Genomic DNA, 25196 nt, shown 5'->3' with positions numbered 1-25196 from the left:
AACGTCAAGGATATAGGACAGGTTCCCGCTCGGCCAGCAAACTCAGCCTTCCTTGGCGAGCTCCGCGACCATGGCCTCGACCTCGGCTCGTACGGTTTCCAGAACCTCGGGCGAGCGGGCACGCACGACCAGTTCCGTCCAGAACGTGCCGTCAGCATATTTCGGATAGGAGCCGATGATGGTGTCGGGATGAGCCTTCTGGATTTCACCGAGCGGACCGCCGATCCGGCCTTCGCCATAGGGGCACTGCACCGTGGCCGAGAGCAGCTTGGTTCCGGTCTTCAGCGTCGGCACGACGTTGTCCAGCATCGCCTGGAAGATCGACGGGACTCCGGCCATGACATGGACGTTGGCCATCCGAAAGCCTGGCGCGACGGAAACGGGATTGTCGATGTGCTCGGCGCCACGCGGCATGCGTGCCATGCGCTTGCGGGCCTCGTTGAACTCGATGCCGCGCTTCTCATAGCTGTCGGCAAGCAAGGCGAGCGCCTTGGCGTCATATTCACAAGGAACGCCAAATGCCTTGGCAACGGAATCCGCGGTGATATCGTCATGCGTCGGCCCGATGCCGCCGGTGGTGAAGACATAGGTGTAGCGAGCCCGCAACGCATTCACGGCAGCGACGATCTCGGCCTCGTCGTCCGGCACGACGCGGACTTCCTTCAGGTCGATCCCGATCGCCGTCATCATGTCGGCAAGGTGGCCGATGTTCTTATCCTTGGTGCGCCCGGACAGGATCTCGTCGCCGATGATGATCATGGCGGCTGTTACAATGTCTGGCATGGCGCACTCCGGATTGAACTCAGGCGATTTCGAAGAATTATTGCATCGATTTTGGCCGAAGATCGCGTTTGACGGACGGTTGGCCACCACCGGCAGCAGCAATAATTCTTCGAAATCGCCTCAGTCGAATAGCGCGGCGGCCGGACGCGGGCAATGCTCCTGAAACGGTGAACAGTGCGTGTCAGATTTGGCGGCTTCCGGTGAACGGTCCGGGCACTAGATTGCGGCGCTACGGAACGACGGCGTTCCCTTGGTTCAATCGTCTGGAGATGCATGCATGGCAAAGGTACTGGTGCTTTATTATTCGAGCTGGGGACATATGGAGCAGATGGCCAAGGCCGCTGCCGAAGGTGCACGGGAAGCTGGTGCCGATGTGACCATCAAGCGGGTGCCCGAACTGGTGCCGGAAGCTGTCGCCAAGGCAGCCTATTACAAGCTCGATCAGGAGGCGCCGATCGCCGATCCGCTCGAACTGGAGAATTACGACGCCATTATCCTGGGAACCGCCACGCGCTACGGTGCGATGGCTGCCCAGATGAAAAACTTCCTGGATCAGACCGGCCCCTTGTGGGTCAAGGGCGCGCTGCTCAACAAGGTTGGATCGGTGATGGTTTCGACGGCTACCCAGCACGGTGGTGCGGAGCTGGCGCTGATCAACGCGCAGGTGGTGATGCAACATCACGGCATGATCATCGTGCCGCTTTCCTACGCCTATCAGGGGCAGATGGGCAATGATGTGGTGCGCGGTGGCGCCCCCTACGGCATGACGACGACCGCGGATGGCGATGGTTCGCGCCAGCCCTCGGCACAGGAACTCGAAGGCGCGCGCTTCCAGGGGAAACGTGTGGCCGAAATCACTGCCAAGCTGCTCGGCTGAGCGTCTCACGGCTGGCATCAGGCAGGCGGGCGGCTCGTGCGAGCCGCCCGCTTTTTTCCGCGGAAGCCGGAAGCATCGCACTCTCGGTTTCATCACGGCCGATGATATTTCCGTGAGGCTGGAACGCCCTTCGCAAAGCCGCATTTCTCCTCCGCGGATCGGGAACTTCCGGCGAGCAAACAAATCGCGACAGGTGGAACCAGACGGTCCAGCAGCGGAACGGGCTGCGGAGTGGACGTCGCTTGTTCCAATCGCAGAGGAACAAACCATGTCTTCTTTCTCTTCCAGGCTTCTTCTCCTGGCCTCGGTTGCGGCCGTGGTTCCGATTGCCGGCGGCGCGTTGGCCGCCGAGCATCGCCACGTCCGTATGTCGGCTCACACCGTTGCAGCATCCAGCACCGACGCTGCCATGGCGCGCACGATCTACAACCAGGCCGAGGGCGTGGGGCAGGGCATCCGCGATGCCGAACAGCTCAATCTCATCGACGCATCGAAGGCGCGTGAACTGGGGTCCGAGGCGCGGCAGATCCGCGGCGAGGCCGCGCGCGGCAACGGTTCGCGCGCGCTGCTGGCCCGCCTGGATGATGTCTCGCAAAGCCTTCGCGCCGCCACCGGCGAAGCGACACCCAACGGCAATGGCGGCGACGGCGGATACTATCCCGACGGATACAGCTCGAGCTTCCCGCGATAGCCCGCGCCACGCAGGCGGTGACGCCGACTGTTGTTTATGGCCGGCCCCATCGATTTTATCTGTGAGCCACGCTTCGAAATACGTCATTTGCCGTATGCCCAGGCCGCGCCCTGTTTGTTAACTTGACACGGCGTGGTCTGGTTCCTGGGCGGGGCTTTACGGACCAGCAGGAAATCCGGGCTGCCGCCAGCCCGGATTTCCACAGTTTTGCCCGGTGCATGGGGGCTTTGCCGTTTGACGCGGCTCGGCTTGTCTTGACAGCGGCAATCCAGAAACCTCGATATGCGACGAGCTCTGGATTAGAGGTCGCTGATGTTGCTGACCGTGCTTCTTTGGCTTCTGGCCGCCATCGTCGTCGCCTGCCTTGCCGTCGTCGGCTATTTCGTTTTCAGGACACGCCGCATCGTCGCCTGGGTCGAGCGCACCATGCCACCCGCCGGCAAGTTCATCGACATCAAAGGCAACCGCATCCACTACGTCGACGTCGGTGAAGGGCCTCCCATCGTTTTCCTGCATGGGCTCGGCGCGCAGCTGCACCATTTCACGCACCCGCTGTTCAAGGTGTTTGGGCCAGGCTATCGGCTGATCGCACTCGACCGCCCGGGTTCCGGTTATTCGACACGCGCACGGGGTTCGACCGGCCGGTTGCCGGAACAGGCGGATATCGTCTGCGCCTTCATGGAAAGACTGGGCCTCGAAAAACCTGTGATCGTCGGCCATTCGCTGGGCGGTTCGGTGGCGTTGGCGATCGCCGTCGAGCATCCGGAGGCGATCTCCGGCCTCGTGCTCCTGGCGGCGCTCACCCACAAGGAGGTCGATCTCAGGCCCGAGTTCAAGGCGCTGTTCGTCTCCTCGCCGCTGAAGCGTTTCATTCTGGCCCATACCGTCTCGGCGCCGGCAGGGCTAAAATATGGCATGAAGACGATGGGCCTGATCTTCGCGCCGCATCCGCCGCCGAAAAACTACATGACCGAGAATGGCGGCTTTATCGGGCTGCGCCCCAGCCACTACTATGCCAGCGCAACCGATTTCGCGGTGATCGAGATGGATCTGCCTCGCCTGTCGGAGCGATACAACGAGATCAAGATGCCGTCGGGATTGTTGTTCGGTGGGGTCGACCCCATCATCTCGCTCGAAGTGCAGGGTACGCCGGTCAAGGAAAAGATCGAGGGGTTGGAACTGGAGATCGCGGAAAACCTCGGTCACATGCCGCAGTTCATAGACCCAGAGCAGGTGACCACGTTCATCCGTCGTATTGCCGATCGCGCATTCGACAGGAGCGTTTCGGCCTGAGCGTCCTCAGTTGTCAGGCCGCGGGGTCGTCCCGGACTTCCGTTTCCGGCCTGTCACGTCCGTCAGCGAGTTCCGAGTGCCACTTCCCGTTGGCATCTTCATACTCGATACCATCGGTCTGGCCGGCAATCCGCTGTTCGGAAGAAGCGATCCTGGCTGCCTGCAATGCATCTGAATGACTCGGAAAGGTTTCCGAATAGGTGTCGCCGACCCTGTAGGCCCACCCTCCATCATGCTCGACGATCGTGTAGGTCAACTTCGCCATGAAAGCCTCCGGTGACGGCGCTCTTAACAACCGAGACTTTCCTGCACTTCGAGACGGAATTCAACCTCTTGCGGCCTTAGCCGGCAAGTGGAGGGCAAGTTTTAATCCTCGTCGCGGATCCAATGCTCCATTGTGGTGGCGGCACGGGCAAGCTGTGGCGCGGGGTGGATCTTTTCACCGAGGCTCGCTGCTGCACGCCAACCCCAGCGCGGATCGGCCAGGAAAGCCCGCCCAAGGGCGACGATATCGGCCTTGCCGTCCTTGACGACGGCATTGGCGTGCTCCGGATCGGTGATGAGGCCGACGGTGCGCGTGGTGATGCCGACCGCGTTGCGCACCGCCTCGCCAAGATGCACCTGGTAGCCGGCGCCGGTGGGCAATTTCTGAAGCGGAGAGTTGCCGCCGCTGGAGCAGCACAGATAGGCCAGGCCAACTGCCTTCAGCGCCTTTGCCACTTCGATCGCATCCGGCACGTCGAAGCCGCCATCCACCCATTCCTTTACCGACAGCCTGGCGCCCAGCATCAGCGTTGGCGCTGCCGCTTTCACAGCCTTGGCGACCTCCACCGCAAAACGCATGCGGTTTTCCAAGGAACCGCCCCAGCGGTCCGTGCGCCGATTGGAAAGCGGCGAGAGGAACTGGAAGATCAGGTAGCCATGAGCCGCATGCAGTTCGATGAAGTCGAAACCGGCACGTTCGGCGCGCCTTGCCGCGTCGGCAAAGCGCTGGATCACGCCAAGCACCTCCTCGTCGCTGAGTTCATGAGGCACCTGCCAGCCGGCGTCGTAAGCCACAGCCGAAGCCGAGACGACCGGCCATGGATCCTGTTCCGGCTTCAGTGGGCCGCCGCCTTCCCAAGGGCGCTGGCAGGATGCCTTGCGCCCGGCGTGGGCAAGCTGCACGCCGAACTTGGCACCGGGCAGTGCGACACGGCGTGCAGCATCCAATGTGCGCTTGGCCGCCGCTTCGTTGTGATCCGAATACAGGCCGAGGCAGCCATGCGAGATGCGGCCGCGCCGCTCGACATCGGTCATTTCGACCGTGATCATGCCTGCGCCCGACAGGGCGAGGTTCATCCAGTGGTAGAGATGCCAGTCGGTGGCGGAGCCATCGTCGGCCGAATACTGGCACATCGGCGCCACTGCGATGCGGTTCGGCAATTCGAGGCCATCGAGCGAAATGGGCTGGAAGAGGGCGACAGTCATGGTGGCTCCGGTTGATGCGGTCTTCTCTCTAGGCCGAGAGCTGGCTCGCGCGCCAGATCGTCTGCAATGCAGCCTGTTGGCCCAGCGGCCGGATGTCATTGCGGTCTGGCCCGTCGCACGCTATCCCATCGCATCCCCCAAGACGAGGCAAGCATGGACGACCGCATCCGCATCCGTTCGCAGGAAATCCTTTCCGACGACTGGGCCATCCTGAAAAAGACCACCTTCGACTACCGCCGCCGTGACGGCGTCTGGGAGACGCAGGTGCGCCAGACCTACGATCGCGGCGATGGCGCCGCCATACTTCCTTTCGATCCCGACCGCGGCACGGTGCTTCTGGTGCGGCAATTTCGCTGGCCTGCCTTTGTCACCGGGCACAAGGAGCCGCTGATCGAAGCCTGTGCCGGTCTGCTTGACAAGGATGACGCAGAAACCTGCATCCGCAAGGAGGCGGAAGAAGAGCTGGGCTATCGGCTCGACGGCGTGAAGCTCGTGTTCACGCCTTTTATGAGCCCGGGCAGCGTGACGGAACGCTTATGGCTGTTTGCTGCGCGCTACTCGCCGGCGGATCGCATTTCCGACGGTGGAGGCGCGCCGGAGGAGGGTGAGGATATCGAGGTACTCGAGATGCCGGTCGAGGAAGCAATTGCTGCTATTTCCGATGGGCGCATCATCGACGCCAAGACCATCCTGTTGCTGCAGTATCTGAAGCTCAACCCGGGGCTGTTCGTCTAGAAGGCGATGCAGGCAGGCGCTGATGCTCAAAGTTCCCGCGGGCAACGCTGCCTGCGGCTGGCCTCGATGGCTGCCTCTTGTGCCTGCAGGCGTTCAATATCCGCCGTCCGTCGGTCCTTGAGCACGGAAACCGCTTTCCGTCCGCCTGGCAGCCAGAATGGGATGCGGGTATTCGAGATGTTGGCGCGGCTGAGTGCGGTGGAGGTCACTCCCGTCGCAAGTTCGCCAAGCGCGACATTGAGTTCGGTGCAGTTCATCGATGCATATTGTGCAGGATCGACCGATCTCATCGAGCCGCAGCCCGCCAGCAAGGGCAGGCCAAGCAGAAACGCGCTTGCCAGAGGCTTCGGGGCGATCGCTTTCATGGCGACAGGCTAGCAAGGTCGCTCGCGAAAGGGAACCATCTCGAAAAGGTCGAACGGCTACCGTTGGTGCAGCAACGGCAGGAGTGCTTCATGCACACTTCGTTCGATCTCGATCTCAAGTTGGTGTCGTCGCCTGATCTGCGCTCGCTTGTTGGGTTTGTACTCATTCTGAGGGCGCCGGATCTTTGTCGGCGGGAGTTGGAAGATGGTGGGGGCCACCCGCCTGCCACCGGATTCCATCCAGAAACCGTCATAATCCGCCAGGACACGACGGCGCAGGCCGGGATCGGTTGCAAACACATGACCTCGGTTGGAGGCGGCAAAAACGCCTGAAAGCTTAAGGCCACCAGCCAGGCTTTGTGCCACGAGCAGCAAAAGGCTTTTAGGGCGCAAGCCAGCCAGGCTTTTTGTCAAGGTCCTGGCATCCTCGAGCCCGTGTGCGCCGGCCGCCGCCGTCTTGATCGCGCCAATCCAGAGGATTGGCCCCATTTCCCCAAGGCCAAGCAGACGACTGTCGACGATCGCGAGTGCCACCTCCATGACTGCCCGCCCGTCCCATGACGCTAAAAGCCGCCACTCGCCTTCGCGGTAGAGTCCCTGTTGGCCCGTGAGGTCTACCGTGATGCCGCCCACTGCGGTTTGCAGTGACAGCAGCTGCTTGCCTGCGATGTGGCTTTCGATAAAAGCCTCGGTCTTCAGCAGGCGAAACGCCGCCGCATAGTGTCCAACAACCGCAGCCGCGCGCTGGGCGGGATTGAGGCCGCTGACGAGGTAAGGTCGCACCGGTTTGAACGGGATCTCAGGATAGGCCTGAAGGACACGACAAAATGGTTCTGCGCTAAGTGCGTCGTTGATGGCGGAGATTTCCCGCCAGAATATCCGCCGTACGAGTGCCCGTTTCCCCGCACGGATCCATCTGTTCAACTGCTGACGGGGCAACGAGTGTTTTCTGCGTGGAAGCGCGGCACATGGCGGGTCATCGGGGGCTGTCATGGAGTTCGCGCTTCCTGACGCTGATATCATTGAGATGCGCGACAAGTTGCGGCGCAGGCGACTGCTTCGATGCCGCCTGCGTGAGCGTTCGAATGATGCCGAGGGGCAGAATGGACCTGCCAGCTTACGGCCGCGTCTCCGCGATCATACGGATTGGTAAGCTTTGCCCGGGAACTGCATCAGGGTTGCCGGGTGAACCGCCCGGGAATTTGCGAGTTCTTGCTGATTGAAGGCCGGTCGATAGCCTCGGCCAGCAATTACAATTTCGTCCATCTATTTGTTTTGAAAGCTGTTTGTCGAGATGGTGCGGACGACGTGCATCTATTTGAAGTATCAGGGCATTTCACCCCTTATCATCTCTTTGCAGCCTAGCGCGCGATTGAAAGGGGATTTTCAGGGGACGTCAGAACAGGGAGTTCGAAGCCGTGGAAGTGATGGATCGACTGACCGTGAAGGGCATCGGATCGCTTTCTACGGGCAAGCACGCCGACGGAGGTGGTCTCTGGCTCTACAAACACGAAAATGGCGCACAATGGGTGCTCCGTTTTACGATCCATGGTCGCCGCAAAGATATGGGTCTCGGCTCCGCAACCCATTTAACGCTTAAGGAAGCGCGGGAAACGGCTAGCGACTGACGAAAGGTGGTTCGGGCGGGGATGGACCCTATCAAGTAGCGTTTGCGGAAGCGCCGGCAGGCTGCCCGAAACGTCCACATGCTGAAGGACATTGCTGAAGAGGCTTTCGAAGCTCGTAAAGCCGAATTGAAGGGCGCCGGCAGGGCTGGCAAGCAGCGGCATAAGGCTGGAACTATTGGTTAGCGTGCTATCATTGGTGGCCTCTGCTGCCAACACCCCGTGCAGCGGACGCCAGGGCGGCATATCCCACTGCCAAGGGCGGATTTTCATCTGCAATGACGGTTCGGTCAGCGCCAGCAAGCGGAACTGCTCGATTGATATGGGCATGGCATCGTCCGGTGCGGCCGGATTACTCAGTGATCCCAGCGCTTGCTCCCTCAGCAGGCCAGAACGCATGCTCATGCAGATCCGGGCAGTACTGCGTCGGGCCACGGGGTGGGCATCACTGCTTCACGGATAGTGGACGGAAGAGCTATTTGCGGAAGTAGCTCACGCCCGGTACCCCTACGATTTCTTGGGCCGATTGACTCGGGGATTGATCGCATTGAAGACCTCATCGGCATCGAACGCACCGATGTTATTCGGCCCAGTCAGATTTCCGATTTTGATCATGAGGTCCTGCCCCGGCTTCACAATCTGATATGCGCTTCCCGGTATGTAGGTCGTGAAGGCGGTATTGCCGTAAACGTTGGTTTGCACGACGCCTTGCGTCTGCCCAAATTCATGGCGGCTGGCGTCTTGGCTGCCAATGATAATGAAATGGGTTTTGCCTGCTTGCAGGGCGGTCTCCGCAACTTTCAGCAACACGTAATCCTGGATGAGGGTCTGTTTAGCCGTTACCTCTCGCGGAGATACGATAGACATCGCCGCCTATCGGATCGGCTGTGACGCCGCCCATCAGCCCCATATCTTGATAGGGGGTTTTGGCAGCCAGCGATTAACAAAAACGCAAGTACAGCATTGTCTGCTTCATTCCCTCAGCCCCCAGCATTCCGGGAAGCATTGCGCGCTGTAATTTTTCGCGCAAGTTTAAATATTTGAAAGAGGGAGTCGATCGGCGAAACTGACGATCTCGATCGACGCTACAGTTTATGGAGCTGGCGGTCAGAATACGTGAGCGGACGTTTGGGCGCTCATAAGACTTCCTCCAGCTTAGAATAAAGTATATTGTTCTCCGAGAAACTGTACGGTTTGGGGGGGCTGTATGCGTTCAACGATTATCGGGTTGGCTTTTTTGTAGCCTCCACATCGCCTGGCTTCGCTGGCATGTGAGACGGCTTCCCCACCGTTAAAGGTTCGCAATCTCGCGGCATTGGCGACGCCGTCATCCGCGACCTCGCGGTTCCAGATATCCGGTTATCGCGGATATCACTCGCAGAACACGGCCGAATTTTTGCAGGTGCTCGATACGACCTATGTCGGCCTCCTGCATGTCGGGCCGGGAATTCTTACGGTCCAGCCGCCCGAACCTACGCGAACATCTATTCACAAAGCGCGCAATGCCATATTTTCCAAGACGATTGCGCTTTCGGTTCTGGTTTCCGCAAACGGCTCGGCTCGATCGTAGGCGGCATCGTGCATTTCTCGAAGCGGGACATCATGCAGATGTATGACACCGGCGATCAGGTGCTGGCGGCAAATGTGTTGGCAAAAGTCGGCTTTACCGCGCGCCTCACAGGTGAAGACTATGAGAGGTTCCATGGAAATTTCGCGGGGGACATTTTTACGACGCCGCAACCGTTGAAGGATGTCGAAGTAGCGTTCTGCATGCAAACGTCGCCCTTCAACTACGATGTCTCTTTCCTCGTCAAGGCTGGTACGGATACGTTTCCGATAGCAGGTAAGCCCACGACCACGACCCTCGCAGGGGGGACGGTGAAAATTGGCGATATCCCCGCGGGAACAGCAATCCAGTTGCAAGCGGTGTCGTCGGGGGGAGCAATGACAATCCTCCAGCATGACCGGATGATTATCTCCGCCGGGTACTGAAACCCACCCAACTCAACGTTGCATAACGTCTCGATCGGCTCGCATTCGCAATTGCAAGCCGATCGCCCATTGCTCCGAGCATGCTCGCCTGCTGCTCTAGCCCTATAGCCTACTTGGCAGGATCAAAGATGAACGCGAACGTTGCCCGCCGGTGCGGCAATCGCTGCGGCATGACAATACGCAGACTGCGTCTCGCAGGATTGCAGCTTTCTTATTGCCAAAGCGAGCAACCCAAAGTTGGCGATATGCGATGCGGCCTGGACGAGTAGGCAAAGCATAGGAACTAGTTACACTGCCCCGATAGACCCCGCATCCCACAACTGGAGTATCAGAAATGACGGACGCACCACTGCTTGAGCCGTGGAGGCTTATGCCGTCTACTGCCCAATGCTCGACTTGATCGGACACGCTGAAAGAACCGACAAAGGCAGGGGGTACAACGAGCTAGAAGATTGTGCGGGTTGCGCTCACGTAAGCTTCTACCAGCGTGGCGAATTCTCGGCGGACGCGATCATTTGTCATTTCACGTTCTCGCTTGTTGATGTGCCTGTGACGGCTGGACCGGCCAGACTGATCTTGGCGGCTATCTTCCTTGCGGACGTCAGCGTCAGATGATTGTCGTCAAATAGAAGGGGTTTCCCTTCGGCGATCATAGAGCAGGTCTGATCTGCGCAGAAGGAATCCGCGGGGTCGACGACTTCGACGTTCCGATACCTGCGTGCCAGAGTGTCCAGCAGATCTCGAGAGACCTGCGTTTCTCGTCGAAGTTGGGTTAATGGCAGTGAGATTTCTGGTCTCGGGGTCGTCATCGCCGACCTAGCCGCGGCTTGTGGAATTGCGTAGCCGGTGACCGGGTTCGAGGCGATGAGGATCACGCGTTTCCCGGCTTCAGATAGCTTTGAAACAGCGGCTTCGAACCCTGTGACGAACCGATCACTTTCGGGTTTGCCGAGGTAATACTCGTAGAATGCCGTCATTATGATGGTTCGAATCTCAGGGCGATCGAGCAGATACCCAAGCGCATCAGTATTGAATGGCCTACAACCGATCTGATGATCCGGAGATGCATAGTCCAACGAAGGCGGGCATGAGCTATAGGTCAGCGACACCACTGACTTGCCCTTTGGAGCTTCGATGTCACCGAGGGCATCTGCGATCTCGACACCGTGGCTGTCGCTCCACACAGCGGCTGTAGGCGCTGCCGACTGTGCTCCAAACGCACAGCTTTTCTCCAGCGGCAATTGGAAGTTATCGTTGCGATGGCAATTGGGCCGGTGCTTGCTGAAATCAGTTGTGCTCGCATACAGGGCGGCGGCTTCGGTCGTGAGACGTTCCGGATAGCCTTCTTGGCTCGCGACGGCATTTCCTGCGACGACGACGGCCAATGCTGCTGGGATCGTGGGGAGAGCCCACTCCACAGGTTTCTTCACTATTGGGAGCTCGACGAATCGGTAACTCAGGTATGATAAGCCGAAGGTAAGCGCTAGCAGCACGACCAGATCGACACCCGTCGGCAACTGCTCGAAATGCGTCAGCCGATAGAAGACGAGGATCGGCCAGTGCCACAAATAGAGGCTGTACGAAATCAGCCCAATCCCCCGGAATGGTGTTGAGCCCAGCATGTTGCTGGCGATAGTTCCCTGTTTCCGGCAGACAATCAGCGCTGAGCCGAGCACTGTTGGAACCATCGAAAGACCCAGAGCGGTTTCGCTGCCTTGCAAGGTGAAGACCGAGAGAGACACAAGTGCCAGTCCTACCAGAACAGTCGCTTCGGAAAGTAGGCGATTTGTTATGGTGGGCAGAAAGACGAGCAACGCGCCTGCGCCAAGTTCCCACGCCCGAGACTGTGGCAAATAGAAAGCGGCTTTCGGGTTCACCGCTACTGTTCGGGCACTGTAAGCGAGACCAGCCAAAATCATCAGCGTAATGATGAGCGAAGTCCAACGCCTCGGCACTGTCATCAGAAGACCGAAAAGAAGCACAGGCCAAACCAGATAGAACTGCTCCTCCACCCCAAGGCTCCAGGTGTGAATGAGAAGTTGCAGTTCGGCTGATCGGTCGAAGTAGCTGGTATTCCAGTAGAAATGGAGGTTTCCGAAGCCAACTGTGGCATATGCCGCGCTGCTGCCGGCTGTCTGATAATCGCCTGGGATCAATAGGAACCAGCCAGCGGCTAGAGTGGCGGCAAGCACTACGATAAGAGCCGGGAAAATGCGCCGGATGCGTCGTCCGTAGAAATCGAAAAGCACAGGCCAAAGCCAGCGGTGGTGATCGATGCTCTCAGTAAGCTGCTTGGTGATCAGATAGCCAGAAATGACAAAGAACACGTCAACACCGGCGAAGCCTCCCGGTAGCCAGTTCGCGCCATAATGGAAGAACACCACACACAGAACTGCAATCGCTCGGAGGCCATCAATATCTGGCCGATCGTCGTGTTTTGATCTCATATCGCCCCAATATCTGCAGCCAGTCTGGTGCGCAATCTACTGCTGCGTTTCCACTTACTGACAGGCTCCAAAACATTTTCCTGAAGGATGTCGATCATGACGAATGTGCCCCCGGCGCGCCAACTGCCCGTTGGCGACTTGCGAAAAGCCTTGTCGTACTTCGAGTATCCGATTTCGCAATATGAACAGTGGGTGAGGTTCTACTAGGCCCAGCAGGAGCGCTTCGCGCCGTATGCGTGGTCGTACCAGCCCGCCGTTGACGCTCTGGCGAGCATTGGAGCGGAAATTAGAGCGTCGCGTTCGTCCTAGAGCCTGTGGCAGCTGCTACAAGCCGGGTTTTCCAGGTTCGAGGCTAACCCGCATCTGCTTGGCAGTGATGAAGCCCTCCACCCCGTAGCTCGCGCTCCACTCGACGCGGTAGTTCTCGTCGACCTTGGTGATCTGCAGATCAAAGATGATTGCCGGCATTTCGAAATCGTCCAATTCGATCGTCTTCAGGCCATCAAGAGCGAGAGTAACCGTCGCGTGCTTGTCGGAAATAAGAGCCCTCGGCATCCACCTGATCGGTCTTGTTCCAGGCATGTATGCGCAGGAGCCCGATTCCTGTGCCGGAGAAAGCGATCTCAAGCAGTTCAGCATCATGGAATCGCGGAACGTACCCGAACCAATCGAAGAGCGCGGCGCGCCTCCGGGAATATCATGCAGCGTGGGCTTGGGTGGTGTGATGATTTGCGTGCGGACCCCGGGCAGCTATCTAACGTCTCTGTAGGTCCCCATGTCGTCCCAGACCTCGATGACGAATAGCTCTGCCGTGACCCCGATCGCCCCGACTGCAGCTTGCGTGGCTTCGCCATCTATCCTCTATTGCGGCTTTTGTTCTCCATCGTATCCTTTGAGCCCAATCTGCGGGATCACTGCTTCAGGCCATATCTGTACAGCGCCCAAAGCCCAGCTATCGCCAGTATGTAGACAGCGAAGGCAAATGTGCGGAGGATTTGATGGCGCCCTGACTTGCCTTCGAAGCGAAGCATCGTTCCCGCGATGAAACCGAAGAACGCGTTCATGGTTTCGGTAGCCGCATACGCGCCCTCATGATCGCAAGCTCGGTCTCGAGCTCGGCATTTGCTTCTTGGGTGAGGTCTTTGGCTGAAAGGAGCGCCACGAAGGCGGCGCGCAACTCCTCGCGTGTCCAACCGACGGCAACCAGTTCTTCAAAGAGAACGTCGAACCCGGGCGTAAGCGCTTCTTGGCAGTCGATTTGCCGATCTGGATATGGATCCTGGCGCTTAGGCGGGTTGAACCACATGGTGGCACTGTATCGCCAATTGTGAGCCGGTCAACGAGGGGATGTCTAAGCGACCAACAGAAAGTAAACTGCGCGCACTAGTACATCAGCCCTGTGGATATTCGTATTGGCCCAACGACTTCGTCATTTGCAAGTTGGTCGTCTTGGCTAGCTTCTCCTCAACCGGACTCGGAGGGGCTGATGACTCGGTTGCTGCTTGGCGTGGCGTTTGTCGTCGCAGGGGTTCTTGGTACGGGCAGTCCCGGTCCTGCAGGCTGGTCCGGTGATGGACAGGCCTTTGCTCAATCCACTCAGTCTGGCGCACCAGGTTCGGGTTCCACGACGCAGGTCGGCACCGGTTTCAGCAATGGTGGTGCCGGATTCGGAGCCGGCGGCAAGTCTGTCGAGGGCAAGCCCAATAGCGCGGCTTCGACATCCGCCAAGGATGAGAGCGGCGGCATAGCGAAGCCAAACAGCCAGGATGACGCCAAGGGGACCGCCTCTCAGGATCGCGATCCTGATGCAGCCGCCAAGATCGGCAATGGTTCAACCAAAACCGCTGAAGAGAAGGACAAAGGCAGCAACAAGGATGCCGCCAAGGCCAAGGCGGAACAGAAGGCGGCTCCCGAGGCAGCGGCGATGGCTGCGGCTACCTCGGGCAGCGGCTCTATTGGCCAAGATCCGGAAGCGGTTGGAGCCCCCGCCAAGGTGGATCTGCCGAGCCGGGCTTCCAACGGCAGTCTCGGCTATTCGATTGATATCGATGTTTCGGCCTTCCGTGGCCTCGAGCCGAAGCTTTCGTTGACCTACGATTCCTCACGCAAGACCAAGCTTGGCGGACTCTACCAGGGCTGGCTGGGTTATGGTTGGGGTCTGGACGGCATTGATGTGATCGAGCGGGCCAGCCCCGGCTACGGCATGCCGGTGTTTGATGGTTCCGACGTGTTCCTGCTCAATGGCATGCCGCTGATTGCCTGCGGCTCGGGTGTTTCCTCGCCATCCTGCTCGGCGGGCGGTACCCATGCTACGGAGAATGAATCCTACCGGCGCATCGTCTTCGACGGCAGCGTCAACGAATGGCGAGTGACTGATCGCGACGGCACTGTCTCTACCTTCAAGTCGGTCGGTGCCATCTCCGGCACTTCAGCTCCTGACGCCAGTCTTGCCTATTCCTACCGCTGGATGCTCAGCTCCGTTGCCGACACCAACGGCAACATGGTCAGCTACAACTACAGCTGTCCGGATATGCCGGTCTGTTATCCTGAAACGATTGTCTACAACGGCACTACCGTCAAGTTCGTGCGGTTCGCCCGCCCCGATCCGATCTTGATGGGGAACGGTCGAGGCATTTCTGTAACTCAACAGCTCATTGGCGAGATTTGGATTTACGTCGCGGGCAAGAAGCGAGGCGTCTATTCGCTCAGTTACAATCAAGCGCCGTTCTCCAATACTTCGCGCTTGTACAGGGTGTCCCGTGGCGAAGGAGACTACGGCGGGCGCAGAGACGTCCGGATGAGCTATCAGGATACGGCGGCGGCCTTCAGCACATCAAACGTCTCGATCTTTGGTGCATCGGGCTCGGGGCCGACGGCCAGCATCAACAGCAATGCTCAGGCCAACGATCTCGATCTTGATGGTGTCGACGACCTGTTCGGCGACAACACTGGCCAGGTCAACATGGGGACGCCGCGGGATCCTGTCTATGGTACCCGTCGTATCCGCAATCTCTTCAAGTTCACGACGAACGGCACCGCCACGAGCCAGTCGGTGACCCTGGAGACACTCCAGAACCCGGACGCAGGCTCCAACAACCCGCCATATTTCTCTCAAGCCGGCCGCTTCATTGCGGGCAAGAAAACGGCGGACTTTGCCGACGCGGTTACCTCCAGCAGCACCGGGTCAAATGGCCGCCCTGTCTACTCGACTGCCCGTTCTATAGTGCAGACGAACGCCCAACTCGGGATGGCCAAGCTGCCCTGCGACGGGATCAATGTTACCCCGCCTCCGGGCTATGAGGCCGTTTGTGCTGCCTTGCCAAGGCAAAGCGGCAGCACTCCCGGCGCGCCGTCGATGTATCGGTTTGTTGCCGATGACAATGGCGATGGCGTCGATACGGTCTATTCCTATCCCTCGAACATTCCGACAACGCGAGGCGATCCGCTGATCGGCGTCGGTGACTTCCTCGGCAACGGCCGGCAGTCTCCGCTGTTCCATGATCCGTATACCGCCACGCTCTACAAGAGCTACCTGTCTGGCGGTACCTGGCAGACCGTTGCTTCGATCGGTATCAGTTGCGCGACGGTCGACTTTGGAACCGACGCTGGTCCGATTGGTCCTTGCGTCCTTGCGGACGTCAACGGCGATGGTGCGAGCGATATTGTTCGTTACAGGGCAGGTGCGGTCGCGATCTGGCTTTCGACTGGTCAGGGGTTCCAAGCCTACACCGCAACCGCCGGCAGTTCCCGAACTGGGGCCTTGCGCGACTTTGACAATGATGGCCGGGCGGACCTGATCACCTTTGCCACGTCACCCGGGCCTGAAATCAGCTACCCGAAAATGGGCGCGGCTGCAGTGTTCTCACTTCAGCCAACCGGTTCGGCTTATACGGCGGTTCAGTTCACGCCATTCTCGCTGACGGCGACACCGGTCATCGGTGACTTCAACGGCGATGGCTTGCCCGACTTCATCAACCGCAATGGTGCAGGAAGCTTTGTCGACATCGTCTACCTTTCCAACTCGGGCACAGGCACCCCGAACCTGTTGCGCTCTGTGACGACGGAACTGGGTGGTACAGTTGCCGTCGACTACACGCCATCCTCACGATGGGAGAACACCTATCTGCCGCAAGTGATACATGCGGTGACGAAGCTTTCGGTCGGAGACGGTCGCGGCCAGGTTGCGGTGACCGACTACAGCTACTGGGGTGGCAAATACGATCCGATCGCCCGTCGCTTCCTCGGCTTTGCCTGGGTGCAGGAAACCAAACCATCCGCCAATGGCGAAAGCGGCCGGCCAACCGTCGCTACCAGCTACCGTCAGGACGTTGCCTCCTACGGCCTGCCAGAGATGACCACCATCAAGGATGGTAGTGGAAATGTTCGAAAGCAGATCTGGGAAACCTACCAGGTCAATGCGACGACCAAGCCCTATTCTGCACTCAACGTTCGGACCGTCACCACTTGGTCGGACAGCATTTCGCTGTCAACGCGGGTTGATCGCTACTTTGATCAGTTCGGAAACCTGACGACCGTCGACGACTTTGGACGGCTGGATGTCGCCGGTGATGAGACCAGGACCGGCTACCATCAGGTAACGCCCAACACCTCAGCTTACATCGTATCAAGAGAACGGGCAGAGACGGTTCAGGCCGGCCATGACTGGTCGTTGCCGTATCTGAGCTATGCCGATTATTTTTATGATGGCCAAACTGACAACATGGCTGCTCCCACACGAGGCAACCTGACATGGAAGCGCAGCTTCCAGGACCTCTATTCGTCACCTCAGAAATTTGCATCCGAGACATACACTTACGATCAGTACGGCAATAGAACGTCCATGTTGGATGGTCTCGGCAACCGTAGAGAATGGGACTACGATCCGACCTATCATATTTATCCGGTCACTGAGCGTGCGCCAAAGTATTTTATGCCCGGCACGGCTCAGGTAAGTGATCCGAGATTTGTCTCAACGACAGTATACGAGCCAGTCTGCGGTAAGCCCTACCAAAAAACCGATTGGAATGGGGTCACGACGAGATACGAATACGATTCTTTCTGTCGGCAAAGCAGAGCGAGAAACACTGTTTCCGGTTACGAATTGAGAACGGCCGTTGTTTCGGAAGGTAATCCGACACAACAGGTATTTGTGACAACCGTTCCAAGGGGTGGCGGTAACGGCGAGGTAGCCACCCTATCGTATTTCGACGGATTGGGACGTGTCTACAAGCAGACCACTCCCGGAGAGACCACCACAAGTCCGTTGCGAGTTGTGCAAACCGAATATGATCAGCGTTCCAATGTGCAGCGCAGGTCGGTCGCAAGTTTCGTCGGTGAGACACCGCAGTGGTCGATAACTAACTACGACTGGAACGACCGTCCAACCAGGATGGAAAACCCGGACGGCTCCGGCCGCAACCTCAGCTATCATCTCTACGCGGGGACTGCGATCACTGGGGTGGGCAACGTCCCGTTCAGGTCAATCTATCAAGTTGATGAGTTGGGCCGGGGATCGTCGCAATTCTTCAGCGCCTGGGATGACGTGATCTGCATCCAGGTGGCGATGCAGGATGGCACCTACGATAGCCAGTATCGCACCTATGACCGCTTCCGCAGGTTAACACGGTTGCTGGATAACAAACTATCGTCGTGGGCTTTCACCTATGACATGGTCGGCAATCGGTTGGTTGCCAATGATCCCGATCTGGGAGCCTGGACCTACAAGTACGACGCTGGCAATCAGCTCGTGGAACAGACAGATGCTCGGGGAGCCGTCACCAAGCTCATCTATGATCAGATGGGGCGCCTGCTTCAGAAGAGGGCGACACTTCCAGGTGGAGCGCCCGTCACAATCACTCAAAACCGCTATGATGACCAAGAAGCAGGTTCCTACAATATCGGCCAACTAACGTCGTCGGCAGGTGGGGCCGTATCTCATCAGTTCAAATATGACGCGTTTGGCCAGGTTCAGTACCAACTGACGAGCGGTTATGAAGGAGCCTCCAGCACCATTGTTACGGCCAGAGATGTATCTGGGTTATCAGTCCGGCAACAATACACTCCTGACCCAGTCGATTTCGGAACGAGTGCGGCGCCGCTGCAATACACCGCCGGCAACCTGCTCTTCTCAGCTCCCGGTTACATCAATTCGATCTCTTACGAGGCCGACAATCAGACGCGCGAGATCGTCTATGCCAATGGCGTGAAGACGAGTTTCAGCTACTCCCCGACGCGCCGGTGGTTGAACAGGATCATAACAACGACGTCAGGTGGTGTGGTGTTGATGGACAACACCTACGCGCGTGATCTCGCCGGTCGGATCATCAGTATCAATGGTGCGCCAACGGCACTCGATGCTGCGGGCACGGCAGACGACTGGAGCTATACCTACAACAACGTCGACTGGCTGATGACCGCGGCCAACGGTGCCAACAGCGCCCTCAACGAAAGCTATGGGTACGACACCAACGGCAACATGCTTTCGCGCAGCCGGGTCTCGGGCAGCTACGTCTATCCAACAGCCTCGGCACCGCGTCCGCATGCTCCGCTTAGCGTCGGCTCGCGGTCCTTTGCTTATGACGCCAACGGCAACACCTTGTCGGACGGCATTCGCACCATGACTTGGGATGGAGCCAACCGGCTAACCAAAGTCGCCGGCTCAAATCCCACCACGTACTACTACGGTCCCGACAGTGCGCGGGTGATGAAGGCTGGCCAGTTTGGAATATTCCTCTATCCGACAGCGGACGTAGAAATTCAGCCCGTCACCCCCCGCTTTAGCTACTACACCCGCTATCCGAATCCCGACATCAAGGTAGTGAACGGCGCCAAGTTCTTCCTGCACCGGGATCACCTGGCTTCGGTGCGCATCGTCACCGATGCGGCCGGTGCGGTTGTCGAAAGCACCGGCTATGCCGCCTATGGCGAGCGCCTGAACTCGGGCTTCCAGACGCAGAAGGGCTATATTGGCGAACGCTTCGATCCAGAGACCGGCCTGCTCTATCTCAACGCGCGGTATATGGACCCGGTGCTGGGACGCTTCATTTCGCCGGATGATTGGGATCCGACACTGCCGGGTGTTGGGACCAATCGGTATGCTTATGCTCGCAATGACCCGATCAACAAAGCAGACAACAACGGACACATCGCAATCGCGGATGACGCAGTCATTGGAGGGCTTATCGCAGCTGCGGTTGGCTATGGCGTTGCTGACATCAATGATGATGGGAAACTAAATGGTTCTGTTGGAAAGGGATTTGGCTCGGCTCTTCAGGATAAATTTAACGAAGCCGTTGACGGGCTGTCGAACATGGCCGGTATCGGCCATAATGGCGGTCCACCACTTGGTCCCGAAGACGATGCCGGCGGAGGAGCTGGTAGTCCCGGCCCAGGGAATGATCCTGTAGGTACAGCCATGGCTACCTTGGGGGCTGCTGGGTATTCCGTTACTAGAGATCAGGTTTCACATTGGGGAACTGATCCCGTAAAAGGTTTCCAGACGCCGGAAGCCTTGCATGGTGCCCGCCTTTCCCGGCACTTGGGCGTTGATGTGGTCAGGAGCAAAGACCCTTCAGCGGACTTTGTGAATCCAAAAAATGGTACGACATATGATGCAATGGGGCCTGTGCCGGAGCGCTTTTTCGACGCGTCTAAATTCTCTAGATCTGTAACCAGCCACCTTCGAAAAAGCGTTGATAAGATTTCAATTGATGGCTCTGGATTGACAAAGGCGCAACAGAAGTCGATCCGAGATGACATTTCAAGTCGCCCGGATACTGATCGTAATCGAATTGACACGTTTGGAATGGAGTAATGGGCACAATATCTATCGATGATACTAGGGTTTGGGGAGGATCCAGGCGTCTCATCTATGATTTGATAAATTATTGTATAGAAATTGTAGGTGATGTTAAATTTCTTCTAGATTTTAGAGATAGTTTCGACCATGGATATAACGCAATATTTTTGGATGACATCGGCATCGATGACGTAAAATTATTTCGAAAATTGACAATACAATATGTCGATGGGATGCATTTTCAGCATTTATGTCAGGATAAATGGGAGGAAAGATCTACAGAAGAGATTTTACGTGAACTCGTTTCGTTGGTTGATGACTTGTTGAGGCGGCGTTCGGAAAATTTGCAATAGGATATTCTCTAGCCGCTCGCGCAACTGCCATTGAGCACGATCATCCCCTTCATAGCGTCGCCGCCGTGCAGGGCCACAAACTTGTCAGCCACGCGCTGCAATTCGGATTCCTGCCTAGCATCGAGGCGAACGACCCGGTCCATGGCGAACCTCCTAGAACAGCGAACCTTGTGCCGCTGCCTGTGGGTATTTGATTTGCGTCGCTGGCTTGTCGACGATGATCAGAGCGTCGTCTGGCGCCGGCTTTTGTATACCCTTGGCTTCCGACCACGGTGCGTTCAAGCTCGAGATGTTGGAGGCCGGCGGCGACCGACCGTTGACGCACCTGCTTACCGAGATTGTCAGGCGGAAAGGCTGCACGCTGAAGGAAACGATCCCGGCCTACGACAAGTGTGGCGTGGTCTATTCCAATCTGCCGGCAGAACCACCCGCTCCGAAGTCAAACGCCTATGCGAAAGCCAAGGGCGGCTAAAACAAGCTCCACACCCATTCACCGGCCCGCCACAGGCCATAGCCGACCAATACACAACAAACACGCCTACGATGATCGCGTAAGCCATTGCTGGTAGCGGAAGGGGCGACGATCGAGGCGGTAGCCTTTCATGAAATTCCCCCGCATTCTCTACCGGAGGCTCGCGGTTTCACTACGAATATCTAAAAACACCATGTATACAGCTACATATCGCCACAGTAAGCGAAAAACGCAAAAAATGGATCGGGAAGGGGATGGGAAACCTAAGTTTCTCGTAAATGCTTGTTTTAACAAGATAAAATATGAAAACTGGTGCGGACGACGGGAATCGAACCCGTACGATCGAGGATCGAGGGATTTTAAGTCCCTTGCGTCTACCAGTTCCGCCACGTCCGCGCGGCTGTCACTTCAATGACTTAGAGTGAGTAGTCAACCTGTGTTTTGCCGCATGGGTAAACTTGTTCGACCTTGCGATTGGGCAAGCTCAGCCGCGTTGGCCTCTGCAGCCAGCCGCGCCGGCAAGATCAACGTCTCGCCAGGAACCTGCGAACGCGCGTTGGGAAAGAGCGAAACAAGCTCAATACGAGGCTGATGCAAAACCACTGCAAGAGCAGCGCGGCGGCTATCCCCGCCAGCAGCCAGATGCCTGAGTGAGAGACGCTTACACATCCCTGACAAATAAGGTCGAAGGCGAATTTAACGAGCATTGCTGGCCAGCATTTCCGTCGAACGTGGGCAAATCACTTGCCTCTGTTCTTACGTCGATGTCGGGAATGCAGCAAGCGAGGTCGTCGCTTGCATTGCTACATCGCAAAGCCGCCGAACCCGGCGACGCTTGGCTTCACGGTGATGTATTTGGTGTCCTCGGGGACAAGGATCTTGGAGCGGCGGGCAAAGGCAATGAACGCGTCGCGCGCGATCTGTGGATCGAGCTCACCCGATTGCGCTGCATTGCAGGCTTTCATCGCGATTTCCCAGGTCTTGCTCTCGCCTGTCTTGGCCCACTCGGTCAGGAATTCGATCATGTCGCAAAGCGAGGAGATTTCGCGCTTGTCGCCAACTTCGGCAGTGACGACGACATGCTTGAACGCCAGCAAATTGTGCATCGGAAGGCCTTTCTGAAAATGGAAAGAGGCCAAATACGAACGCTGGCCTCGGCAGGGAACGCACAGAAACGTTCCAGTACGGCTGTGGTTCCGTACCCATCTTCATCCGACCTCGTAATGTCGAACGGTCAAAAAAAGTCATCGGGCCGAAAGGCATTGATGAAAGCGTGCTGCAATGTCGCCGGGGTCAGTGAGGCGAGCACAGGCAGGCGGCCGAGAATCCTGACTCCGCCGAGCCTGCCGATGATGCTTTCGGTCTCGGGCTCTGTTTCGCCGATAAAGGCGACGCCCAGCACGGGCACACTGCGAGCGCGCAGCGCTTCCAGCGACAGAAGTGTATGGTTGATGGTGCCGAGCCGGGTGCGGGCGCACAGCACCACCGGCAACTTCCAGCGCGCGAAGACATCGGCGAAGGTCGTGGTCTGCGTCAAGGGTACCAGTATGCCGCCGGCACCTTCGATGACCAGTGGTCCATGGATTGCCGGCACGGTCAGGTCTTCGGGGGCGATGGTGACGCCGTCGACCGCCGCTGCGTGATGTGGAGAGGCCGGCGTGTTCAACCGCCATCTCTCGGGCAATATGCGGCCCGGCGGGATGTCGCCGAGCCTTTTTACGATTTCGCTGTCTGTCTCGCCGTGAAGCCCTGCCTGCACCGGCTTCCAGTAGGATGCGCCGAGCAGCCTGGTCAGCGCTGCGGCGAAAACCGTCTTGCCGATATCGGTATCGGTGCCGGTGACGACGATGCGTGCGCTCAAGGCGCACCAATCGCGAGCGAGGGCAGGGATGGCAGAGGATGGGATCTGCTGCTTTGTCCCGGATGATCTCCGGCGCTTGCATGGACAGGCGCTTCGGCAGCGCGCATGCCGAGCTTTTTCAGGAGCGCGAAATCCTTGTTGCGTTCCGGATTGCCGGTGGTCAGAAGCACGTCGCCGGTGAAGATCGAGTTGGCGCCGGCCAGGAAGCATAGCGCCTGCAACTCGTCGCTCATGGCATGGCGACCGGCCGAAAGCCGGACCACGCTCTGAGGCATGAGAATGCGCGCGAGCGCGATCAGCCGCACGAAGGCGATCGGCTCGACCGGCTGGCCCTTTTCCATCACCGGCGTGCCCTTGATCTCGTTCCACATGTTGATGGGAACGCTTTCAGGGTGCCTCTCCAGGGTGGCCAGGAGGACCAGCATGGCGACGCGGTCCGTCATCGTTTCGCCCATACCGACAATGCCGCCGGAGCAGACCTTGATACCACCTGAACGCACCAGCGCCAGCGTATCCAGTCGATCGTCAATGGTGCGGGTTGTGGCGATTTCGGGATAATATTCCCGCGAGGTGTCGATGTTGTGGTTGTAGTAGTCCAGACCTGCTTGCCGCAGCCGTTCGACCTGCGATCCCGTCAGCATGCCGAGGGTCACGCAGGTTTCCATGCCCAGCGCCCTGACGCCTTCGATCATGGCGCAGACCCGGTCCATGTCGCGATCCTTGGGGCTGCGCCAGGCAGCCCCCATGCAGAATCGTGTCGCCCCGCCGGCCTTGGCACGCTTTGCATCCTCGATCACGCGCTCCACTGCCATCAACTTGGTCGCCTTGACGCCGGTTTTGTTGTGCGCGCTCTGCGAGCAGTATCCGCAGTCCTCCGGGCAGCCACCTGTCTTGACGCTGAGCAGGCTAGCCGTTTCGACCACGGTCGGGTCGAAACGGCTTCGATGAACGTTCTGCGCCCGATGGAGCAGGTCGGGCAAGGGCAAGGCGTAGATCGCTTCCGCTTCGGCCTGCGTCCAGTTGGTGCGGACATCGCCCGTCTCGGTTACGGACGCACTCATCGGCCGACCTTTCCCAGCAGACGTGCCGGAATCATGGCCGAACCGACTGCGACCATGGCGATGTTGATGAGATCACCGAGGATGAACGGGGTGAAGCCGAGGGCAATGACGTCCTTGCCGGGGATATAGAAACCGAGCCATGGCAGGCCAGCTGCATAAGTGACCGCAAGGCCGGCCAGCATCGCCATGACGCGGCCGAACATCTGTCGACCTTCAGCCAGCCAGCCGGTCAGCCAGCTGGCGAGGAGATAGCCCAGCAGATAACCGCCCGTCGGTCCCATCATGTAGGCAAGGCCGATACCGCGTTCCGGCGAGCCCGAGAAAACCGGCAGTCCGGCGGCGCCAACCGCCAGGAAGGCGAGGAAGGTGGCTGTCGCCATGCGAGGGCCGGTGGCGATCGCAATCCCCATGACCGCCAGCGTGTACAGGGTCAGCGGCACCGGCCAGAACGGAATGCGCAGCTTGGCGCAGAGCGTGATCAGGGCGACGCCCGCGATGATGGTCGCAGCAGTTTTTACCGCCTTTCGCGGTTTGACGCCGCGCAGCGTTAGGGTCTCGCTCATGATGTTCCTTTCGTAAATTATAGATAATTTATGATCTATATCTACATAGAATCCACAAAAGGAAACGAGTCGCAACAGGATTATAGATATTTTTATCCGACAATCGCGAAAGCGTCGCGAATGCCACCGCTGGCCGACTTCTGGGGCCGGCGGCCGATCCACTGGACATGGCCTGCCAGCGTGGTGCACGCCGCTTCGATCTGACCCTTGCGCAGGGCCGATAGAATGGCGCGGTGGTCGTGATCGGTACGCGCTTCCCAGTCGGACTGCCAGGCGGCGAACAGAAAACGGGCGCTGGCGGCGTGCAGGTCGTCGATCGCGGAAAGCAGCCGTGGCATGGCGCAAGGCTCCAGGATCAGGCGATGGAAGCGCCGGTTCGCTTCCTCCCAGGACCGCACGTCCCGCGAATTGTCGCCGGCCTTGGTGGCTTCTTCGGCAGCATCGAGAATGGCCGGCGTCAGATGCGGCGCGGCATGGCGCAGCGCCAGCACCTCAAGGGCTGCGCGCATTTCCGCCACTTCCTTCACTTCGGCGAGGTCGAAGCTGGCGACACGTACGCCACGACGCGGTTCGCTGACGGCGAGTCCTTGTGCCTCGAGCCTGCGAAAGGCCTCGCGCACGGGAACGTGGCTGGCACCGAATTCCTCGGCGATATGATCCTGCCTTAACCGTGAGCCGGGCTCGATCTTGCCGGCGATGATGCGATCGGCCAGCGTCCTGGAGATGCGGACTGCGAGAGTGTCTTCTTTTGGAGCGCCCATGTTTCATAGATAATTTGGCGCGCGGGGCTTGTCGATTGGCCGACCGGAT

At 58.5% G+C, this 25196-nt stretch carries 22 protein-coding genes, 1 tRNA gene and 1 pseudogene; 8 read left to right on the top strand and 16 right to left on the bottom strand.

What is annotated here, in order from left to right; all coding sequences use genetic code 11:
* Window positions 1–42: 42 nt before the first annotated feature.
* Complete coding sequence (locus tag ACFWYE_RS06195; protein ID WP_379072471.1) at window positions 43–783, bottom strand: competence/damage-inducible protein A; 741 nt, start codon at window positions 781–783, stop codon at window positions 43–45.
* Between the two features lie 277 nt (window positions 784–1060).
* Here ACFWYE_RS06195 and wrbA point away from each other — a divergent pair, with 277 nt between their 5' ends.
* From wrbA to ACFWYE_RS06180, 3 genes are all read left to right on the top strand, one after another.
* A complete protein-coding gene (wrbA, locus tag ACFWYE_RS06190; RefSeq protein ID WP_379072469.1) occupies window positions 1061–1660 on the top strand; it encodes an NAD(P)H:quinone oxidoreductase type IV in 600 nt (199 codons plus the stop codon).
* Between the two features lie 268 nt (window positions 1661–1928).
* Window positions 1929–2351 (top strand): hypothetical protein, encoded by a 423-nt coding sequence (locus ACFWYE_RS06185; protein ID WP_379110222.1) that lies wholly within the window; start codon window positions 1929–1931, stop codon window positions 2349–2351.
* Window positions 2352–2663: 312 nt separating this feature from the next.
* Window positions 2664–3644: an alpha/beta fold hydrolase gene (locus ACFWYE_RS06180; protein ID WP_379110220.1), complete on the top strand. Its 981-nt coding sequence runs from the start codon at window positions 2664–2666 to the stop codon at window positions 3642–3644.
* A 13-nt stretch (window positions 3645–3657) separates the two neighbouring features.
* Here ACFWYE_RS06180 and ACFWYE_RS06175 read toward each other — a convergent pair whose 3' ends face one another.
* Entirely contained in the window at window positions 3658–3909 is a 252-nt protein-coding gene (locus ACFWYE_RS06175; protein ID WP_379110218.1) for a DUF2188 domain-containing protein, read from the bottom strand.
* Between the two features lie 101 nt (window positions 3910–4010).
* Window positions 4011–5114 carry an NADH:flavin oxidoreductase/NADH oxidase gene (locus tag ACFWYE_RS06170; RefSeq protein ID WP_379110217.1) on the bottom strand — a complete coding sequence of 368 codons (1104 nt, stop codon included), beginning with the start codon at window positions 5112–5114 and terminating at the stop codon, window positions 4011–4013.
* A 153-nt stretch (window positions 5115–5267) separates the two neighbouring features.
* On the opposite strand from ACFWYE_RS06170, the gene ACFWYE_RS06165 reads away from it, so the two are divergent.
* Window positions 5268–5849 (top strand): NUDIX domain-containing protein, encoded by a 582-nt coding sequence (locus ACFWYE_RS06165; protein ID WP_379110215.1) that lies wholly within the window; start codon window positions 5268–5270, stop codon window positions 5847–5849.
* A gap of 26 nt (window positions 5850–5875) precedes the next feature.
* Here the strand turns inward: ACFWYE_RS06165 and ACFWYE_RS06160 are convergent, their stop codons facing one another.
* Both ACFWYE_RS06160 and ACFWYE_RS06155 read right to left on the bottom strand, forming a co-directional pair.
* The gene (locus ACFWYE_RS06160; protein WP_379072459.1) at window positions 5876–6214 is read right to left on the bottom strand and encodes a hypothetical protein; all 339 of its coding nucleotides are present in this window, start codon (window positions 6212–6214) and stop codon (window positions 5876–5878) included.
* A gap of 57 nt (window positions 6215–6271) precedes the next feature.
* The gene (locus ACFWYE_RS06155) at window positions 6272–7207 is read right to left on the bottom strand and encodes a DUF535 family protein (RefSeq protein ID WP_379110213.1); all 936 of its coding nucleotides are present in this window, start codon (window positions 7205–7207) and stop codon (window positions 6272–6274) included.
* A gap of 434 nt (window positions 7208–7641) precedes the next feature.
* On the opposite strand from ACFWYE_RS06155, the pseudogene ACFWYE_RS06150 reads away from it, so the two are divergent.
* A pseudogene (locus tag ACFWYE_RS06150) lies at window positions 7642–7995 on the top strand (Arm DNA-binding domain-containing protein); the annotation flags it as partial.
* 351 nt (window positions 7996–8346) lie between these two features.
* Here the strand turns inward: ACFWYE_RS06150 and ACFWYE_RS06145 are convergent.
* Window positions 8347–8706, bottom strand: coding sequence for a hypothetical protein (locus ACFWYE_RS06145; protein WP_379110212.1), 360 nt, complete (start codon window positions 8704–8706; stop codon window positions 8347–8349).
* Between the two features lie 735 nt (window positions 8707–9441).
* Between ACFWYE_RS06145 and ACFWYE_RS06140 the strand changes: the two genes are divergently transcribed.
* Window positions 9442–9831, top strand: a complete 390-nt coding sequence (locus ACFWYE_RS06140; RefSeq protein ID WP_379110210.1) for a hypothetical protein — start codon at window positions 9442–9444, stop codon at window positions 9829–9831.
* A gap of 518 nt (window positions 9832–10349) precedes the next feature.
* Here the strand turns inward: ACFWYE_RS06140 and ACFWYE_RS06135 are convergent.
* The 3 genes from ACFWYE_RS06135 to ACFWYE_RS06125 all read right to left on the bottom strand — a co-directional run bounded on the left by ACFWYE_RS06135 (window position 10350) and on the right by ACFWYE_RS06125 (window position 13584).
* Window positions 10350–12278 (bottom strand): acyltransferase family protein, encoded by a 1929-nt coding sequence (locus tag ACFWYE_RS06135; RefSeq protein ID WP_379110209.1) that lies wholly within the window; start codon window positions 12276–12278, stop codon window positions 10350–10352.
* A 324-nt stretch (window positions 12279–12602) separates the two neighbouring features.
* On the bottom strand, window positions 12603–12833 hold the full coding sequence (locus ACFWYE_RS06130) for a hypothetical protein (protein WP_379110208.1): 231 nt from the start codon (window positions 12831–12833) through the stop codon (window positions 12603–12605).
* A 505-nt stretch (window positions 12834–13338) separates the two neighbouring features.
* A complete protein-coding gene (locus tag ACFWYE_RS06125) occupies window positions 13339–13584 on the bottom strand; it encodes a hypothetical protein (protein WP_379110206.1) in 246 nt (81 codons plus the stop codon).
* A gap of 180 nt (window positions 13585–13764) precedes the next feature.
* On the opposite strand from ACFWYE_RS06125, the gene ACFWYE_RS06120 reads away from it, so the two are divergent.
* Window positions 13765–20091, top strand: a complete 6327-nt coding sequence (locus ACFWYE_RS06120; protein WP_379110204.1) for an RHS repeat-associated core domain-containing protein — start codon at window positions 13765–13767, stop codon at window positions 20089–20091.
* A gap of 346 nt (window positions 20092–20437) precedes the next feature.
* Here the strand turns inward: ACFWYE_RS06120 and ACFWYE_RS06115 are convergent, their stop codons facing one another.
* The gene (locus ACFWYE_RS06115) at window positions 20438–20572 is read right to left on the bottom strand and encodes a hypothetical protein (protein WP_379110202.1); all 135 of its coding nucleotides are present in this window, start codon (window positions 20570–20572) and stop codon (window positions 20438–20440) included.
* Between the two features lie 113 nt (window positions 20573–20685).
* On the opposite strand from ACFWYE_RS06115, the gene ACFWYE_RS06110 reads away from it, so the two are divergent.
* Entirely contained in the window at window positions 20686–20901 is a 216-nt protein-coding gene (locus ACFWYE_RS06110) for a hypothetical protein (RefSeq protein WP_379110200.1), read from the top strand.
* A gap of 310 nt (window positions 20902–21211) precedes the next feature.
* On the opposite strand, the gene ACFWYE_RS06105 is transcribed toward ACFWYE_RS06110, so the two are convergent.
* The 6 genes from ACFWYE_RS06105 to ACFWYE_RS06080 all read right to left on the bottom strand — a co-directional run bounded on the left by ACFWYE_RS06105 (window position 21212) and on the right by ACFWYE_RS06080 (window position 25147).
* Window positions 21212–21297, bottom strand: a tRNA-Leu gene (locus tag ACFWYE_RS06105).
* Between the two features lie 407 nt (window positions 21298–21704).
* Window positions 21705–22007, bottom strand: coding sequence for a DUF982 domain-containing protein (locus tag ACFWYE_RS06100; protein WP_379110199.1), 303 nt, complete (start codon window positions 22005–22007; stop codon window positions 21705–21707).
* 128 nt (window positions 22008–22135) lie between these two features.
* Window positions 22136–22762 carry a dethiobiotin synthase gene (gene bioD, locus ACFWYE_RS06095; RefSeq protein ID WP_379110197.1) on the bottom strand — a complete coding sequence of 209 codons (627 nt, stop codon included), beginning with the start codon at window positions 22760–22762 and terminating at the stop codon, window positions 22136–22138.
* A complete protein-coding gene (gene bioB, locus ACFWYE_RS06090; RefSeq protein WP_379110195.1) occupies window positions 22759–23823 on the bottom strand; it encodes a biotin synthase BioB in 1065 nt (354 codons plus the stop codon). The genes bioD and bioB overlap by 4 nt, the downstream gene beginning before the upstream one ends.
* Entirely contained in the window at window positions 23820–24386 is a 567-nt protein-coding gene (locus ACFWYE_RS06085; protein ID WP_379110193.1) for a biotin transporter BioY, read from the bottom strand. Before ACFWYE_RS06085 ends, bioB begins: the two co-directional genes overlap by 4 nt.
* A gap of 92 nt (window positions 24387–24478) precedes the next feature.
* Complete coding sequence (locus ACFWYE_RS06080; protein ID WP_379110191.1) at window positions 24479–25147, bottom strand: GntR family transcriptional regulator; 669 nt, start codon at window positions 25145–25147, stop codon at window positions 24479–24481.
* Between the last annotated feature and the right edge of the window lie 49 nt (window positions 25148–25196).

Origin of the sequence: Mesorhizobium sp. NPDC059025 (genome assembly GCF_042739655.1) — a bacterium.
GTDB lineage: Bacteria > Pseudomonadota > Alphaproteobacteria > Rhizobiales > Rhizobiaceae > Mesorhizobium.
The sequence above is the reverse complement of the archived record's forward strand: the minus strand, read 5'-3'. Positions and strand labels throughout refer to the sequence as shown.